This is a genomic window from Asticcacaulis sp. (genome assembly GCF_035497195.1).
In the GTDB taxonomy this organism is placed as follows: Bacteria; Pseudomonadota; Alphaproteobacteria; order Caulobacterales; family Caulobacteraceae; genus Asticcacaulis.
The window spans coordinates 115,652-132,061 of the sequence record NZ_DATJDZ010000002.1 but is presented as its reverse complement, the minus strand read 5'-3'; the positions used below and the strand labels follow the sequence as shown (position 1 = coordinate 132,061).

Here is a 16,410-nt window from a genome sequence, read left to right as displayed (position 1 = left end):
AAACAACAGGGCTTCAAGACTTTCAATTGGTTGTTCAGCGTTTAATTAAGGCCGGCAAACGAGGCATATTGTACACTGTTCTCGAAGTATTTGTTGATGGCCTTGGCCACCTGCCCCATCATGACAGCGCGATGTCCTGGATCATTGAGCAACGCCTCATCCTGCGGATTATTGACGAAGCCCATCTCCAGCAACACGGCTGGCACGTCGGGCGCCAGCAGGACCACGAAACCGGCCTGGCGCTGGCTGGATTTCAACAATGGCGTCGAATCATCGATATTATCCATGACCAGCTGTGCGAATGTGGCGGAACGATTCTTGGTGGCGCGTTGCGTGAGGTCGATCAGGATACGGCTGACAATGGCGTCGGCCGGCGGCTCGCCCTGCGACCAGTCGCCTTTGACCAGGGCCTTTTTGGCGGCGCGTTCGGTGCCGGAATCCGACAGGGTATAGATGGAGGCGCCGCGGGTATTGCCGTCACCGCCGGAATCCGAGTGCAGCGAAATGAACAGGTCCGCATTGGCCGAACGGGCGATACGCACACGCGCGGGCAGATCAACAAAGCTGTCGGTATCGCGCGTCATGATGACCGTGTAGCGGCCTGTCTTTTCCAGCGCCGAGCGCAGTGCCTTGGCGGCAGCCAGATTGATATCTTTTTCCAGGCTCTTGCCGCCATGCGCGCCGGGGTCCTTGCCGCCGTGGCCGGCGTCGATCACGATAACCTTCTTGCGGTTTTTGGCAGGCGCCTTGGCCGGCACCTGTGCAACCGTGGCGACGACCGGGATCGACGCCAGGAGCTGACTGGCCGTATCCGCATTTTGCGGCACGATATCGATGACATAACGGTAAACGCTCACGCCATCGGCCGGCGGCAGAAGGAAGCGACGGTAAATCCTGGCGCCGGATTTGAAATTGAGCTTGAGGCGGACACTGCCAGCCAGGTTTTCCAGGCGCCAGTCGCTGACAAGTCCCTGCCCCTGCCCGGTCATGGTTTTATCAAGATCGATATCCGGCAAGGCGATAACCTGACGATCGGTTTCGGTGCCGCGCGTGACGATCTTGGCTGCGACCGACTTTTCCAGTTCGATGACGATGCGCGTCTGCGAGGCGTCACCGCCCAGGCGCACCTTAACCACGTCGCCGCTCTGCGCCAACACCGGCTGCGCAATAAAGGCGGTCGCGCACACAAGTCCTGCCAGCGTTACCGCCTTCAGGATTGTCTTCGCATTGGCAAGGACGTCAAACCGTCGAAACATTCACTACTCCACGCACCACATTATGTGTGTTTTTGGCCGGTATTCTCCGGCACTCCCATCACATTGCCACACGGATGTAGAAATACGATTAAAGGGTACGGTTTCTTTTCCTTTAACGAATAAGGTTGCCATGAGGTTAAGGAGGCCTGCCTTCGGGCAAAAATGTGTCTCGTCCGGCGCATAAAAAGAATTAGATTGACGTATCCCGCTTTTTACGAACATGTGACAAAAGGGTATCGCTCTCTATGAGTCCGGCCAAAGCGCAGACTTTTCGCCGACTGATTATGACGAACCCTTGTGATAACGGCGCCGCGCGCCTATCTCGCTTTTGTGCCTGTTTCGGCAACCATGCCGGGGGAAATGAAAGTGCTTTCGCCCGGAACCCGCATCACACCTTTATGAATTTGCGCGGCCATACAGCGCGCAGATATTGCGTTTGGAACAATACCTTAATGGGCTGCGCCTTGAGCCTCAACCGCTATACACCGAAGACAGATGCCTTAAACGTCGTCCTCGCCTGCGCGCGCCTCCTTACCCCCTATCAGCGCCACGCTTTTATCCCTGCCCGGACCAAGGCCCGGCGGTTGGATGCGTCCGAGCGCTCCGGAGATACCTTTAATGTCAAAGACAATGTTAATCGACTCGACGCACACGGAAGAGACCCGTGTCGTCGTGATGAACGGAAGCCGCGTCGAAGAGTTTGATTTCGAAAGCCATGCCAGAAAACAACTCCGTGGCAATATTTATCTTGCCAAGGTTACGCGCGTAGAACCCAGCCTCCAGGCGGCGTTCGTCGAATACGGCGGAAACCGTCATGGCTTCCTGGCGTTCAACGAAATCCATCCTGATTATTATCAGATCCCGGTCGCCGACCGCGAAAAGCTGATGGCGGAGCTTGCCGCGCAGGCTCAGGCTAACAATGGTCATGCCGACGATGAAGACGACTCCGAGGACGACGATCACCACGACGACGACCTGCCGGATGAAGAACGCCGCCTGCGTCAACACCTGATCCGCCGCTACAAGATTCAGGAAGTCATCAAGCGCCGCCAGATCCTGCTCGTTCAGGTCGTTAAGGAAGAGCGCGGCAACAAGGGCGCGGCCCTCACCACCTACATGTCGCTGGCCGGCCGCTATTGCGTGCTGATGCCCAACACAGCGCGTGGCGGCGGCATTTCGCGCAAGATCACCAATACCTCCGATCGTAAGCGCCTGAAAACGCTGGTGCAGAGCCTCGACGTGCCGCACGGCATGGGCCTGATCGTCCGCACGGCCGGTGCCAAGCGCACCAAGCTGGAGATCAAGCGCGACTACGATTACCTGCTGCGCGTCTGGGAAACCATCCGCGAAACAACGCTGAAATCCAATGCCCCGGCCCTAATTTACGAGGAAGAGGATCTGGTCAAGCGCGCCATCCGCGACCTGTTCGACAAGGATTTCGACGGTGTGCTGGTCGAAGGTGAGGATGGCTACAAGTCCGCCAAGGACTTCATGCGCATGATCATGCCGTCCCAGGCCAAGAAGATCCAGCTCTACAAGGCCAATACGCCGCTTTTCGCCCGTTATGGCGTCGAGGATCTGATCTCGAAAATCTATTCGCCGGTCGTGCCGTTGAAATCGGGCGGCTATCTGGTCATCAACCAGGCTGAAGCGCTCGTCGCCATCGACGTCAACTCCGGCAAGTCGACCAAGGAACGCAATATCGAGGCTACGGCCTTGAAGACCAATATGGAAGCGGCCGAAGAGTCCGCCCGCCAGATGCGCCTGCGTGATCTCGCCGGCCTGATTGTCATCGATTTCATCGACATGGATGAATCGAAGAATAATCGTGCTGTCGAGAAGAAGCTGAAGGACGCGCTGGCCGAGGATCGCGCCCGTATCCAGATGGGCAAGATTTCCGGTTTCGGCCTGATGGAAATCAGCCGCCAGCGACGCCGCACGGGTTTCCTCGAAGGCACGACGATCGTCTGTCCGCACTGTGAAGGCCAGGGCCGTATCCGCTCGGTCGATTCCGCCGCGCTTTCGGCCATGCGCACCATCGATATGGAAGCCATGCAAAATGGCGCCGGCGCCATCACTGTCAAGGTGCCGATGGATGTCGCGCTCTATATCCTCAACGAAAAACAGGTTCACCTGTCGAAGCTGCGCCTCGAATGGGGCTTGAAGGTCAATATCGAGATCGACACAGATCTCGGCCATACTGAAGTGCAGATCGTCCGTACGGTTCACGCCGATGAAGTCGATTTTGTCGCCCCGGTTCGCCCGGAACCCATCGCCTTCGACACCACGCCCGACGTGGTTGAGGAAGAGGATGAGGACGAAGCCATCGAAGCCGAAGACAGCGACGATGATGACGGTGAAAAGCATGCTGAACGTCCGGAACGCGCCGAGCGCCCTGAACGGGAAGACCGGGATGGTGGCCGCAATGGCAAGCGCCGTCGTCGCCGTCGTGGGGGGCGTGACCGTTTCGAAAACGAAGACCGTCCGGTTACCGAAGCCGCCGAGAGCGATGAAGGCGATGACGAGGACGTCGGTCCCGAAGGTGAAAGCGATGAGGCGCGTAAAGGCCGTCGTCGTCGCGGTCGCCGGGGTGGCCGTCGCGCTGGCTTCGACAGCCGTCCGCGTGAAACCTATAGCTGGGTCCGCGCCCGCACGCCGTCGCTGGAAGCGCCCTACGTCTGGATCGATCCATTTGAAGAACAGCAAAAGCGCTTCGAACAGCCGGCCCGCTCCGCCGATGCCTCGCGCGAGGCCCTGAAAGAAGCGGCCTCACCGCAAGTCGCTATCGCCGAGGCGGTGACTTCGGCCTTGGGTGCGGAAACGACACGGCCAACCTCGCTCGTGCCTGAAAATGCCGGCGCCCCGTCCGGCCGCAGGCCCCGCCCGCGCCGTAACCGCAAGGGCGCCACTGAATCTGTCGAAATGATCGTCGATGAAGTGGCCGCCGCGAACGATACCGCGCCCATGCCGCTGACGCGTGATGTCTATGTCGATCCGGAAGCCGCCTTCGCCGCCAGCGAACCGCCCATGATCGTTGTCGAAGACGCAAAACCAGTCCGCAAAACCCGCAGCCGCAAGAAGGCCGTGGAAGCCGAAACGGTCGAAACGACGCCCGTCGAGGCGTCGCTCGTTGAAGCCATCACCGCACCGGTAAAAGCCCCCCGGACTTCCCGCGCAAAAGCGGAAAAGAAGGTGCCGGAGCCAGTCGTGATGGAACCGGCCATTACCGAAACCGTCGCCGTTGCGCCGCCGGAACAAGAAGTCGTAGCTGACCCCAATGAGATCGTCGCGCCGCCGGAAAAACCGAAGCGCGGCTGGTGGCGCCGCTAAACGGCGAAAAAGCGTAAAAGTCTTTCAGGGCGGGCATTGATATGGATCGATGCCCGCCTTAGATTTGTCACGCTTGCCGCCTAATGAATCCGGCCAGGCGGAGATTAAACAGGGTCTTGAGAATGCAGGCTTTTCATACGCTGAGACGACAAGCGGCGCGGATCGTCATCGCGGCCTGCCTGATGACCGGTATCAGCTTTTTACCAGCCATCGCCCAGGCTCAGGCCACACAAAGCATTATCCGCGACACCGAGGTTGAAGGTTTCCTGAAAACCCAGACGCGGCCCATCCTCGAAGCCGCTGGCCTTGACGCCGACCAGGTGCATTACTTGCTGATCGCCAGCGATGACCTAAATGCCTTCGCCACACTCGGTTTACGTATCGGGATCAATACCGGCACCATCATGGAAGCCGACACGCCCAATCAGCTTTTCGGCGTCATCGCCCACGAAACCGGTCACCTGAGCGGTGGCCACATGATGCGCACCGATGAAATCGAACGCGCCGCCCGCGCCCCAATGGCCATTTCACTCGGTCTCGGCGTCATCGCCGCCCTGGCCGGCGCACCGGATGCCGGTCTCGGTATTGCCGCCAGTTCCGGCACCTTCGGTACGCTCGGCGCACTGCGCTATATCCAGACCGAAGAATCCGCCGCCGACGCCGCCGGCGTCAAGGCGCTGGAAAAAGCCGGCATGTCATCAAAAGGTCTGGTCGATTTCTTCTACAAGTTCAGGAACAGTGAAACCTTCAGCAACGCTGAACGCTACGAATTCTTCCGCACCCACCCCCTTTCCCGCGAACGCATCCAGGCCTTGCAGGGCGTCGCTCAGCGCCAGCCGCATTATGGCGTGGTCGATTCACCGGAAACCGTCGCCGAGTTCGATATCGTCAAGGCCAAGCTCGCCGGCTTCCTGGACAGCCCGCTCAAAACCTTCCAGAAATACCCCGAAAGCGACACCTCGTACCCGGCCCGCTATGCCCGCGTGATCGCCACCTACAAGATGGGCAACTGGGATCAGGCCATTGTTTTGCTTGATAAGCTGATCGAAGAACAGCCGAACAATCCCTATCTGTGGGAACTGAAGGGCCAGATCTATTTTGAGACCGGCCGCGCCGCCCTGGCCGTCCCGGCGCACCAAAAATCGGTCGACCTGATGCCGCAGGCGCCGTTATTGCAGCTTAATCTTGGCCAGACCCTCATCGCCGTCGGCGACAAGGACAGCCTCAATTCCGCCGTGACGCATCTCCAGCAATCAATCAAATACGAGGAAGACGACAGCTTTGCCTGGGAGCAGCTGGCGCAGGCTTATGACGGCCTGAATCAACCCGGTCTGGCGCGTTTGTCCACCGCCGAGGCCCAGTTTTACAACGGCGACTATATGGCGGCCCGCACCTCTGCGGTATGGTCGCAGAAATACCTCGACGCCGCCTCCCCCGAATACCGTCGCGCCCGCGACATCGTCATGACCAGTTCCTCGGAAATGGGCATTGATCCGGTCGATCGGGAAACCAGGCGTCGCCGCAAAAATTGATTATGAACAAGGCTTTTTAAGTGACTGAACCCAAGATAACGACCGAAAAATCCACCAGCTTGTTGAAAGACCTGTTTTCCCAGGCCAATATCACGACCGGCCTCGCTGTCTTCGCGGTGGTGCTGGCCGGCGCCCCTTATGTCGTGCCGCAGGTGCAAAGCTTTGTGGTCCAGAAGGGCCTGATGAGCCATCCGGCCATGTTGTATGAGGCCAGCGCCAAACTGAACTCGCAGAACGAAGCCGACAAGGCGAAGACTATGGCCACGGCGATCAAGAGCAAGCATGACTCGCTGTTCAATGATAAGGCTGACCCGATTCTCGGCAACCCGAACGCCAAAATCAAGATCGTCGAGTTCCTTGATTACAATTGCGGCTATTGCCGCGCCGCTACACCGGTCCTGAAGGATTTCCTTGCGAAGAATCCGGATGTCGCCATCGTGGTCAAGGAATATCCGGTCATCAACCAGAACTCACGCCCCCTCGCCGCCTTCGCGCTCGGCGCGGCGCAGGCCGGTAAATACGAAGCCGTGCACTACGCCCTGATGACCGAACAGGTCGGCAGCGAGGCTGAGATGACCGCGCTTCTGGGCAAGCTGGGCCTTGATCCGGCAACCGTCAAGGCCAACGCCGCCTCGGCAGAGGTCAAGGCCCATATCGATAAGGTGCTGCAACTGGGCGCCGATCTCCAAATCACCGGCACGCCGACCTTTATCATCGGCAATACCGTCATTGACGGCGCCAAGCTCGACGAGCTGGAAAAGGCGGTTGCCGCCGCCCGTTCTGGTAAATAATCAGATCAGGCCGGCGAGCGGCGAAGACGGATCGGCGTAGAGCTTGCGCGGCATCCGTCCCGCCAGGTAGGCGTCACGCCCGGCCATGACGGCATATTTCATGGCGCGTGCCATGCGGATCGGGTCTTTTGCCTCTGCGATGGCGGTGTTCATCAATACCGCGTCACAGCCCAGTTCCATCGCTTCGGCGGCTTCGGAAGCCGTGCCGACGCCGGCATCAACCAGCACTGGCACCTTGGCGTTCTCGATGATGATACGCAGGGTGACGGGGTTCTGGATACCCAGGCCAGAACCGATCGGCGCGGCCAGCGGCATGATGGCGGCCGCCCCGGCCTCTTCCAGCTTGCGGGCGTAGACCGGATCATCCGAACAATAGACCATGACGTCGAAGCCGTCCTTCACCAGCAGTTTCAGCGAGCGCAGGGTTTCTTCCATTTCGGGATAAAGCGTCTTCGGATCGGACAGGACTTCCAGCTTGACCAGGTTCCAGCCGCCGGCTTCGCGCGCCAGGCGCAGGGTCCGCACGGCGTCCTCGCCGGTGAAACAACCCGCCGTATTGGGCAGGTATGTGAATTCGTCCTGTTTGACGTAATCCATCAGCATCGGCTGGCTCGGATCGGTCAGGTTGACCCGGCGCACAGCGACCGTAACGATTTCCGCCCCCGAAGCGCGGGCCGCGGCGGCGTTCTGGGCGTAATCCTTGTACTTGCCGGTGCCGACGATCAGGCGCGACGTAAAGGTGCGGCCGGCGACCGTCCATGTTTCGGGCTTCAAAGAAAGATCATCCATTGGCTTAGCCGCCTCCTACAAAATGCACTATTTCCAGCCGGTCGCCATCATTGATCTGCGTGGCCAGATAGGTCGAACGCGGCACAATTTCGAGATTCTTTTCCACGGCCACCTTGCGGCCGTCGAGTCCGAGATCGCCGAGCAGGGCCGTCAGATTGGAGGCCGTAACCTCCCTTTCCTCGCCATTCAACAGAATTTTCACCATTTTTACGCCATTTTTTGCCGAAACTGACGCCATTCGGCGTTGTCCGGCTTGTGAGCCTATCCGCGACACGTTACAAGAGCCGCTTCGCGGTATCTGGCAGGTTGCATGTCCCAAAAGACCATATATGTCCTCAACGGTCCAAACCTCAACCTTCTTGGGATGCGTGAGCCGGAAATTTATGGCCGCGACACCCTTGCCGATATCGAATCGCGTTGCGTCGCCTTGCTTGAAGGCACAGATTTTGGTCTGGTTTTCAGGCAAAGCAATCATGAAGGTCAACTGGTCGACTGGATTCAGGAAGCCCGCACCGAAGCTGACGCCCTGATCCTCAATCCGGCCGCCTACACCCACACATCGGTCGCGCTCTATGACGCCTTGAAGGCCCTGAGCATTCCGATTATCGAATGTCACCTGTCCAATCCGCACGCCCGCGAGACCTTCCGGCATCACTCATATGTGTCGCTGGCGGCTAACGGGGTTATTGCAGGATTTGGCGCCATTGGTTATGAACTGGCCATTCGCGCCATTTTATCCCAAGTTAAATAGTAGAGTCTTTATTTTTCAAGACTTTGTACAAGGTTATCACATGACGACTCCTAAAGCTCCCGCTGCCGATCCCATCGATCCCAAGCTGATCCGCAAGCTCGCCGACATCCTGAAGGAAACCGAGCTGACCGAGATCGAGGTCGAACAAGGCGGTCTAAAGATCCGCGTGGCGCGCCAACTCACGACTGCCCCCGGTGTTTCCTACGCCCAGGCCTATGCCCCCACTCCTGTGGCTGCGCCTGCCGCCGCCCCTGCGGTCGATGCCGCGCCCGTTGCTGCTGCAACTCCTGCCATTGCCAAGGACGCGATCAAGTCGCCGATGGTCGGCACGGTTTATCTGCAGGCCCAGCCGGGCACGCCCGCCTTCATCAAGGTCGGCGACAAGGTCAAGCAGGGCCAGACCCTGCTGATCATCGAAGCCATGAAGACCATGAATCCTATCCCATCGCCGCGTGAAGGCACGGTGGCGCAAATCCTGGTCAGCGACGCCCAACCCGTCGAATTCGGCGAAGCGCTCGTCGTCTTCGAGTAAGACAATGACCAGCAAGACATTTGACAAAATTCTGATCGCCAACCGCGGCGAGATCGCCCTTCGCGTCATCCGTGCCGCCAAGGAAATGGGCATCGCCACCGTGGCCGTCCATTCCGAAGCCGATCGCACGGCCATGCACGTTCATCTGGCGGATGAGTCCGTCTGCATCGGCCCGGCATCGGCCTCCAAGTCCTATCTCAACATCCCGTCGATCATCGCCGCCGCCGAAATCACCGGCGCCCAGGCGATCCATCCGGGCTATGGCTTCCTGTCGGAAAACGCCCGTTTCGCCGAGATCGTCGGCGCGCACGGCATGACCTTTATCGGCCCCAAGCCTGAGCATATCCGCATGATGGGCGACAAGATCACCGCTAAGCAGGCTGCCAAGGATGCCGGTATCCCGGTCGTTCCCGGCTCCGACGGCGGTGTGTCCACAGTCGAGGAAGCCTTGGAAGCCGCCGAAAGCATCGGTTTCCCGTTGATTATCAAGGCGGCCGCCGGTGGCGGTGGGCGTGGGATGAAGGTGGCCAAGGACCGTGAGTCTCTGGCCGAAGCCGTGCTCTCCGCCCAGACCGAAGCCGCCGCCGCCTTTGGCGATGGTACGGTCTATATGGAACGCTACCTCCAGAAGCCGCGCCATATCGAAATTCAGGTAATCGCCGACAGCCACGGCAATGTCGTGCATCTTGGTGAACGCGACTGCTCCTTGCAGCGCCGCCACCAGAAGGTGCTCGAAGAAGCCCCGTCGCCGGCGATCGATGAGGCCGCGCGCGACAAGATCGGCATGGTCGTCGTCAACGCCATCAAGAAAATCGGTTATCTCGGCGTCGGCACGATCGAGTTCCTCTACGAAGATGGTGAGTTCTTCTTCATCGAAATGAATACCCGTTTGCAGGTCGAGCATCCGGTGACCGAATACGTCACCGATATCGATCTGGTCCGCGAACAGATCCGCATCGCCGAAGGCCTGCCGCTGTCGTTCACCCAGGACGATATCAAGCTGCGCGGCCATTCGATCGAAGTCCGCATCAATGCCGAAAATGCCCGCACCTTCGTGCCGTCGCCGGGCACAGTGACTGATTTCCATGCGCCCGGCGGCCTCGGTGTGCGGCTCGATTCGGCGATTTACAATGGCTACGCTATCCCGCCCTATTATGACTCGCTGGTCGGCAAGCTGATCGTTCATGGCCGCGACCGTCCGGAAGCCCTCGCCCGCCTCAAGCGCGCCCTGGGGGAAACGGTTGTGACCGGTATCGACACGACCATTCCGCTGTTTCTTGACCTGTTACAGGAAAAGGACATCCAGACGGGCGACTATAATATCCACTGGCTGGAAAACTGGATCAAGGCACAGGAAGCCCATGCCAACCCAGCTTAATGACCCTGAAAAGCCTTGTTCACACAAGGCTTTTTATTCATGTCAGGTTCATTTCCCGCGTAGATAATATCATTGTTCGCTAATGCGCATTTTGCGTTATGATGCGTTAAAAGGTGTGTGGAACGGCCTTGGTTTCGACCAGATTGTCACGCATCACAACGGCTTATTGCCTTCTGAACGTTGGACAAAGATGAATCTGGGTCTGGGGTTGATACCTCTTATTTTGCTGGCCAGCACGCCGGTGCAGGCGAAGGAATATGTCCTGCCGCCACGCGCCTTCGATGCCTATGTCCTCAAGGACGTGCACATCGGGCCCTACAAAAGGCCGCTGTTTGTCTTCGCCTACATCACGAACTGGCTGGTCATTCCCGTCACGAAAACTGGCTATGCGCCGGATACTGTCCACACGACCTATGTCGACAAAAATCAGATGCTGCCGAAACCTGGGCAAACCTGCGACATCGCCTATCATACCAGTTTCACGGACGGCGCCACTACCCCCTTCGGCAATGTACGCACCCCCAACAAGATCATGGACAGCTTCAATTGCAAGAGCACTTAAGCTCTTGAACCTTATTGCTTTCTGATCTCCAGATAGTATTGATGGCGTCTGACCATCGGATTCGCCTTGCCTTGACCGACTTTACCCTCGATGACCTGATCAATTGCTATCGCACCGGCACCTTCCCTATGTCCGATGCGCGCGACGATGATTATCTGTTCCTGGTCGATCCGCCGATGCGCGGTGTCCTGCCGCTTGACGATTTCCATGTGTCTTCGCGGCTGGCCCGCACAGTGCGGCAAGACGCCTACACGGTCCGTATCGATACCGCCTTCACCCAGATCATTGAACTTTGCGCCGAGGAGGCGCTTAATCGCACCTCGACCTGGATCAGCCATTCCATTCAGGCGCTGTATCAGGCGCTGTTCGCACGCGGTCTGGCGCATAGTGTCGAGGTCTGGGAAGGCGAAAACCTGCTCGGCGGACTTTACGGCGTGTCTATCGGCGGCGCGTTTTTCGGGGAGAGCATGGTGTCACGCGCCCGCGATGTGTCCAAAATCGCCTTTGTCCATCTGGTGGCCAGGCTCAGGACCGGCGGGTTCACCCTGCTCGACTGCCAGTTTCAAACGCAGCACCTGCGTCAGTTCGGCGTTATAGAAATGCCCAAGGTCGAATATTTGGAAAAACTGGCGGCAGCTATTGATCTGAAAACAGATTTCTATGACCTGCCACGTACCGCTTCCGGCCAGATGGTCATGTCCCTGCTTTAGGTCGCCGCGCCCGGCAAGGGCTGGCGGCAACTGATCACCCAGGCGTCATAGACCGGATGCTGAATCGGATTCAGGCTGGGCGTCGATGCGAATGTCCAGCCGCGGAAGACTTCCTTCGACTTTATCGCCGGCGAGGTATTGGTGGCCGCGACCGGATTGCTGCGCACCCGTACATAGGCCATGACATCGCTCATCGCTTCGTCATCGGCGGCGGTCTCGCAGGCTTTCACAGTATAGATCAAGCCTTTGTAGCGGATGGGCTTTCCGATGGGCGCCTCGAAACGCACGCTTTCCGCCGTCACCTTGTCCAGCGCTTCGATAATCGCCACGGCATAGCGCGGGCGTTTCATGGGCGCGTAACTGACAGCGCTTTCGGATGACTCCGCCATTTTTTGAGGCGCATCCGCCTGTGCTGTCTTGACCGGTGCGGACGGCACATAGGGATGCAATTCATTGAGCGGCGTATCGCCAGGCGTTACAGGCGTAGCGGCGGGATTGACGCTATCCGCCGCTGGCTTGGCCTTCTTCTTTTCGGGCACATAGGGTTTATACTGCACGCCATCGACATAGTAGGGTTGCCGATCATAATCCGCGCTGTCGACATAATGCGGCGCATCGCCTCCATCCCCCCCCCGGTCAGGTGGGGGCACCTGGGCGGACGCCGGAATGACAACGCACACCGCCACAGCCGCCAACAGAGCATAGCCGGAAACAGAAATGCGTTTCATTTAACGTCTCCTTACGGCTTCCAGGCTTCGTAGTCGCCGGTCGTTTTCGAGCGTTCGGCCTCGGCGTTCATAGAACCCGGCGGGAATTGCGCGTATGGCGTTCCGCTCATATTCGGCAGGTGCGGCTTTTCCCAGACCTTGCGGCGCAGCGGTTCTTCCGAAGGCGGCGTGTCGTAGGTATAGTGCATCCAGCCATGCCAGTCGGGCGGGATCTTCGAGGCATCGGCATAACCATTATACAGCACCCAACGGCGCTTGCGGCCTGTATCATAGCTGTTCTTCGATGTGCGGTCTTCGAAATAACGATTGCCGAACTCATCGGTGCCCACCGGGCGGCCGCGCTTACCGACCGTAAAGAGCGTGCCAAGCGTGGCGCCGTTCCACCAGGTAAAGGAGGGAGCGAGAAAATTAAGCAACCATTGCATCGTTATATCCTTGCGTGGAGCCTGTGACGGCCCCGAAACCTGCGCATATCTATAGTGAGCCGCACGGCCGAGGTAAAGCGGGTGCGGAAAATATTGTCCCGCTGCGAGATTTAATACTTCGTCAACATATTGTGGATGAATCGCCCTTTATCCACCAGATTTATTGATGCCTGCGGAAATTAACGCTACATCTGGGGATAAGGCCTCTTAAACCCAAGGATAAGGCATGTCGTACCTCTCACCTGCCCTGCGTGCGCTCGCTGCCGAGTCTGATCTGGAGCTGCGTGAGATAGAGCGCCTGAAGGGTTTGGCCGAGGTTTTGTGTCCGCGCGCCCTGACATCGGTTCAGGCCGAAGCCTGGCTCGACTGGGCCGATTCGCTGCCGCGCGACCTGCCGGCGGGCGCAACTGCCAGATCCATCAATCCGGAAGAAGACGCCTTCGATGGCGCCTTGGCCAGCTATGCCCATCGGATCGCGCAATGGGGGCTGCGACTGGGCCATTTCTCTGATGCAAAGACGGCGACAGAATTTGCCGACATGCTGGAAATGACGCTGCTGTCGGGCCTGGCTGCGCCCGCTATGGGCCTGCCGTCCGGCCACCGTGTCCATCCGACCGCCGGCGACTGGCTACCGGAAGCGCCGGAAATCGCGCCGCTTTATCTTGATGATCATGCCGGCCGCAATGCCATACATCAACTATTGATCGAAGCGCGTGCCAAATCCCTGGCGACCGCGGCGCAAACGCGGCTGGCCCAGGCGCTGGATGACATCACCAGCGCCATTGAGCGGTCCGAAGGTGAACAGCGCGCCAGCCTGAAACATAATCCGGCCCTCGCCCGCGCCGCCGCCAAGGCCAGGCGTTTCGGCGCTTCTGACGCCCTGATTGCCCGGCAAATCCAGCTCAGCCAGGGCCTTGCCCCGGTTGATTGGTCACGGGCACACGCACCGGACGCTGCGTCTCCTCGCTTGCGCGCCGTTATCGGCGAACGCGACCTCCTTAGCGCCGGCGATCCGTCGGCGGTGCTGGCGGCCGAAACGGCGTTGGAAACCGGCGCCCTCCATATCGTCTTCGCGCCGCAGGATGCCGAAGCGCTTGAAGCGCAAAATCTCGCCGCCCGCGCCGCCATCAATATTGAGCGCTTCTTCTCGGACGACGGTGTGTTTGCGGTTGAGGCCTTCGTTGATGCGGTCAGCCTGTGGACTCAGGCGCTCGATATCGAAGCCGCTATCGGCTTTTCGGCGACACTCGACGACAGCCTGCGCCGGGCCGCCACGCGTCCACTGGCTCTGACCATCTCCGGTCTCGGCGAAGCGATCATGGGCCAGGGCCTCAGCCTGAATGAAGCACCGGGCGTTGATCTCGCCATTCATATTTTCGCGCTATTTGAAGCCGCGGCCGTCCATGCTTCGGCATCCCTTGCGACGCATCTGGGCGCCTATGCCGGTTTCGCCGCCGATAAGGCCGAGCAAACCGACCGTCTGAGCCAGCGTCTCTATCGGATCACAGCCCTGAAAGGTCATGCCGACCTCAAATCGGTAGCGCTCGACCTGACTCAGACGGCGCTTAAACTGGCGAAAAAGACCGGCCTGCGCAACGCACAGGTCACGGCCCTGTTCGATGACGCCGAACTGGCGCTGCGTCTGGGTGCTTCGCTGGGCGACAAGGGCGTCGGCGACCTCATGACCGTCATGGAAACCGAGGACGGCGTTTTTGTGCCGACGATCAAGGCCTGCGTTATCAAAGGCTTGAGCGCCGCTTCTCACAATTGGGGTGATGTACGCGGCATCCTGCTCGGCAGCCGCAGCCTGATCGACGCGCCACATATCAATGTCGCCACCTTGAAATCAAAGGGCCTGAGCGAATTCGAGCTTAATCGTCTGGAAGCCGCCCTGCTCACCGCGTCCTCGCTGGCTGAGGTCTTCTCTGTCCGCCATATCGACGCGGCCTTTATCCAGGACATCTGGGGACTCAGCGAAAGTGATCTCTCCGATCCTGCCCTGAACCTGCTGGATACAATGGGCTTTTCCTCTATAGAAATTCAGGAAGCCGCCACCCATATCCTTGGCCATAAAGATGCCGAGGCGCTCAAGCTGGTATCGGATCAGGCGTACCAATTGCTCGCGCCGCTTGGCCGCAAGGCGCAAATTCATCTGCGGCAATCGATTGAAAGCCTGATCGATGCCCCGGCCACGGCACCCTTCCATCTCGCCTGGGATCAGGGCGTGCTCGACGTCATGAAGGTCTATTCACTGGTCGCCAGTTCGGGCCTGCGTGCTGTGTCAGTCGTTCGCGCCGAGGCGCCTGTCGATTTTGCCCTCGACATCCCTGACATCGAAGACGCGCCAAAGCGGTCTGCGCCAGAACCGGTTATCGAAAAGCCCGCGCCACGGATCATCGAAAAAATTGTCGAACGCGAGCGGACCCGCACCAAGCTGCCGGACCGCCGCAAGGGCTATATTCAGAAGGCCGGCGTCGGTGGGCACAAGGTCTATATCCATACCGGCGAATATGAAGACGGCTCGATCGGTGAAATCTTCATCGACATGCACAAGGAAGGCGCCGCCTTCCGCTCATTGATGAACAATTTCGCCATAGCCATTTCGATCGGCCTGCAATATGGCGTGCCGCTGGATGAGTTCGTCGACGCCTATGTCTTTACACGTTTTGAACCGGCAGGTCCGGTGACTGGCAATGATCGTGTCAAGTCTGCCACCTCGATCCTCGACTATATCTTCCGCGAACTGGCGATCTCCTACCTCGATCGCGACGATCTTTCCAATGCCGATCCGGCCGAACTGAACGCCGATGGCTTGGGGCAGGCCTATTTTCACGGCGAGAACCTGCCGGAAACAGACGATGTACCGAGCAACGCCATGCCAGCCTCGCAACTGATTTCAAAAGGATTCGCGCGCGGCACGGCAACCGATAATCTGGTGGTCGTTCCCTTCGGCAATCGCAAAAAACCGGAAGCAGTTAACCCGGCGTTTGAGAAAGATGATGTAGAAGAACGGTAACGGGGGGCTTGACTGGCCCTTCCCTTGCTGGTCTTCCGGCAATATCAGCGAAGGTGTCCTTTTATGAAACGTATTGTCCTGGCTCTGCTGGCCGCATCTTTTATCAGCGCCCCTCATGCTATGGCGCAAAGCGCTGCGCAGGTATCAAGCGCACAAAATGGCGCTAGCTGCCCGCGCTGCAATCTCTTTCAGGCCGATTTCAACAATCGCAGCCTGAAGAACAAGAATTTCGCTGGTGCGCGCCTGCGTCAATCCGATATGGGCCTGGGAATCTTTAACGGCACCAACTTCGCCGGCGCCGATCTGCGTGACATCAATGGCTCCGCCGCCCTGTTCGGCCGGGTCAATTTTGCCGGCGCCAACCTGACCAACGCCAATTTTGTCGGGGCCTATCTCGAACACGCCAATTTCAAGGGCGCGATCCTGAGCGGCGTCAATTTCTCCGGCGCGGAAATGGGTTCGGCCATTGGGCTGACACAGCGCCAGCTCGACCAGACCTGCGGTGACGAAGCGACGGAACTGCCGCACGGCCTGCGTATTCCGGTGTGCGTCGTTCACTAACCATATGGGGCGTGAGGTCCGTGCCCCCACATCATCTTCTCTCCAACAG

General features: G+C 58.9%; 15 protein-coding genes. 10 read left to right on the top strand and 5 right to left on the bottom strand.

Annotation, left to right across the window (positions count from 1 at the left end; all coding sequences use genetic code 11):
- Window positions 1-41: 41 nt before the first annotated feature.
- Complete coding sequence (locus VL130_RS00570; RefSeq protein ID WP_325359984.1) at window positions 42-1,256, bottom strand: N-acetylmuramoyl-L-alanine amidase; 1,215 nt, start codon at window positions 1,254-1,256, stop codon at window positions 42-44.
- 618 nt (window positions 1,257-1,874) lie between these two features.
- Between VL130_RS00570 and VL130_RS00565 the strand changes: the two genes are divergently transcribed.
- The 3 genes from VL130_RS00565 (at window position 1,875) to VL130_RS00555 (ending at window position 6,909) form a co-directional block, all read left to right on the top strand.
- Window positions 1,875-4,586 (top strand): Rne/Rng family ribonuclease, encoded by a 2,712-nt coding sequence (locus tag VL130_RS00565; protein WP_325359982.1) that lies wholly within the window; start codon window positions 1,875-1,877, stop codon window positions 4,584-4,586.
- Window positions 4,587-4,708: 122 nt separating this feature from the next.
- Window positions 4,709-6,118 (top strand): M48 family metalloprotease, encoded by a 1,410-nt coding sequence (locus tag VL130_RS00560; RefSeq protein ID WP_325359980.1) that lies wholly within the window; start codon window positions 4,709-4,711, stop codon window positions 6,116-6,118.
- A 20-nt stretch (window positions 6,119-6,138) separates the two neighbouring features.
- On the top strand, window positions 6,139-6,909 hold the full coding sequence (locus VL130_RS00555; RefSeq protein WP_325359978.1) for a DsbA family protein: 771 nt from the start codon (window positions 6,139-6,141) through the stop codon (window positions 6,907-6,909).
- Here VL130_RS00555 and VL130_RS00550 read toward each other — a convergent pair whose 3' ends face one another.
- Both VL130_RS00550 and thiS read right to left on the bottom strand, forming a co-directional pair.
- Window positions 6,910-7,698, bottom strand: coding sequence for a thiazole synthase (locus VL130_RS00550; protein ID WP_325359976.1), 789 nt, complete (start codon window positions 7,696-7,698; stop codon window positions 6,910-6,912). It lies immediately after the preceding gene.
- A gap of 4 nt (window positions 7,699-7,702) precedes the next feature.
- Window positions 7,703-7,900 (bottom strand): sulfur carrier protein ThiS, encoded by a 198-nt coding sequence (thiS, locus tag VL130_RS00545; protein ID WP_325360082.1) that lies wholly within the window; start codon window positions 7,898-7,900, stop codon window positions 7,703-7,705.
- A 108-nt stretch (window positions 7,901-8,008) separates the two neighbouring features.
- Here thiS and aroQ point away from each other — a divergent pair, with 108 nt between their 5' ends.
- The 5 genes from aroQ (at window position 8,009) to aat (ending at window position 11,631) form a co-directional block, all read left to right on the top strand.
- Window positions 8,009-8,449 (top strand): type II 3-dehydroquinate dehydratase, encoded by a 441-nt coding sequence (gene aroQ, locus VL130_RS00540; protein ID WP_325359973.1) that lies wholly within the window; start codon window positions 8,009-8,011, stop codon window positions 8,447-8,449.
- A 40-nt stretch (window positions 8,450-8,489) separates the two neighbouring features.
- Entirely contained in the window at window positions 8,490-8,981 is a 492-nt protein-coding gene (accB, locus tag VL130_RS00535) for an acetyl-CoA carboxylase biotin carboxyl carrier protein (RefSeq protein ID WP_325359971.1), read from the top strand.
- A gap of 4 nt (window positions 8,982-8,985) precedes the next feature.
- A complete protein-coding gene (gene accC, locus VL130_RS00530) occupies window positions 8,986-10,359 on the top strand; it encodes an acetyl-CoA carboxylase biotin carboxylase subunit (protein ID WP_325359969.1) in 1,374 nt (457 codons plus the stop codon).
- An 82-nt stretch (window positions 10,360-10,441) separates the two neighbouring features.
- On the top strand, window positions 10,442-10,921 hold the full coding sequence (locus tag VL130_RS00525; RefSeq protein ID WP_325359967.1) for a hypothetical protein: 480 nt from the start codon (window positions 10,442-10,444) through the stop codon (window positions 10,919-10,921).
- Window positions 10,922-10,962: 41 nt separating this feature from the next.
- Window positions 10,963-11,631, top strand: coding sequence for a leucyl/phenylalanyl-tRNA--protein transferase (gene aat, locus VL130_RS00520; RefSeq protein WP_414636182.1), 669 nt, complete (start codon window positions 10,963-10,965; stop codon window positions 11,629-11,631).
- On the opposite strand, the gene VL130_RS00515 is transcribed toward aat, so the two are convergent.
- Both VL130_RS00515 and VL130_RS00510 read right to left on the bottom strand, forming a co-directional pair.
- The gene (locus VL130_RS00515) at window positions 11,628-12,359 is read right to left on the bottom strand and encodes a DUF2155 domain-containing protein (RefSeq protein ID WP_325359963.1); all 732 of its coding nucleotides are present in this window, start codon (window positions 12,357-12,359) and stop codon (window positions 11,628-11,630) included. The genes aat and VL130_RS00515 overlap by 4 nt on opposite strands.
- Window positions 12,360-12,370: 11 nt before the next feature.
- A complete protein-coding gene (locus VL130_RS00510) occupies window positions 12,371-12,784 on the bottom strand; it encodes an NADH:ubiquinone oxidoreductase subunit NDUFA12 (RefSeq protein ID WP_325359961.1) in 414 nt (137 codons plus the stop codon).
- Window positions 12,785-13,010: 226 nt separating this feature from the next.
- Here VL130_RS00510 and VL130_RS00505 point away from each other — a divergent pair, with 226 nt between their 5' ends.
- Window positions 13,011-15,800: a ribonucleoside-diphosphate reductase gene (locus tag VL130_RS00505; RefSeq protein ID WP_325359958.1), complete on the top strand. Its 2,790-nt coding sequence runs from the start codon at window positions 13,011-13,013 to the stop codon at window positions 15,798-15,800.
- A 63-nt stretch (window positions 15,801-15,863) separates the two neighbouring features.
- Entirely contained in the window at window positions 15,864-16,361 is a 498-nt protein-coding gene (locus VL130_RS00500) for a pentapeptide repeat-containing protein (RefSeq protein WP_325359956.1), read from the top strand.
- The last annotated feature ends 49 nt before the right edge of the window (window positions 16,362-16,410 follow it).

What these genes read in the sequence shown, in the direction of transcription:
- VL130_RS00570 (WP_325359984.1), bottom strand. Translation starts at nt 1,256, where the DNA reads ATGTTTCGACGGTTTGACGTCCTTGCCAATGCGAAGACAATCCTGAAG.
- VL130_RS00565 (WP_325359982.1), top strand. Translation starts at nt 1,875, where the DNA reads ATGTCAAAGACAATGTTAATCGACTCGACGCACACGGAAGAGACCCGT.
- VL130_RS00560 (WP_325359980.1), top strand. Translation starts at nt 4,709, where the DNA reads ATGCAGGCTTTTCATACGCTGAGACGACAAGCGGCGCGGATCGTCATC.
- VL130_RS00550 (WP_325359976.1), bottom strand. Translation starts at nt 7,698, where the DNA reads ATGGATGATCTTTCTTTGAAGCCCGAAACATGGACGGTCGCCGGCCGC.
- aroQ (WP_325359973.1), top strand. Translation starts at nt 8,009, where the DNA reads ATGTCCCAAAAGACCATATATGTCCTCAACGGTCCAAACCTCAACCTT.
- accB (WP_325359971.1), top strand. Translation starts at nt 8,490, where the DNA reads ATGACGACTCCTAAAGCTCCCGCTGCCGATCCCATCGATCCCAAGCTG.
- accC (WP_325359969.1), top strand. Translation starts at nt 8,986, where the DNA reads ATGACCAGCAAGACATTTGACAAAATTCTGATCGCCAACCGCGGCGAG.
- VL130_RS00525 (WP_325359967.1), top strand. Translation starts at nt 10,442, where the DNA reads ATGCGCATTTTGCGTTATGATGCGTTAAAAGGTGTGTGGAACGGCCTT.
- aat (WP_414636182.1), top strand. Translation starts at nt 10,963, where the DNA reads ATGGCGTCTGACCATCGGATTCGCCTTGCCTTGACCGACTTTACCCTC.
- VL130_RS00515 (WP_325359963.1), bottom strand. Translation starts at nt 12,359, where the DNA reads ATGAAACGCATTTCTGTTTCCGGCTATGCTCTGTTGGCGGCTGTGGCG.
- VL130_RS00510 (WP_325359961.1), bottom strand. Translation starts at nt 12,784, where the DNA reads ATGCAATGGTTGCTTAATTTTCTCGCTCCCTCCTTTACCTGGTGGAAC.
- VL130_RS00505 (WP_325359958.1), top strand. Translation starts at nt 13,011, where the DNA reads ATGTCGTACCTCTCACCTGCCCTGCGTGCGCTCGCTGCCGAGTCTGAT.
- VL130_RS00500 (WP_325359956.1), top strand. Translation starts at nt 15,864, where the DNA reads ATGAAACGTATTGTCCTGGCTCTGCTGGCCGCATCTTTTATCAGCGCC.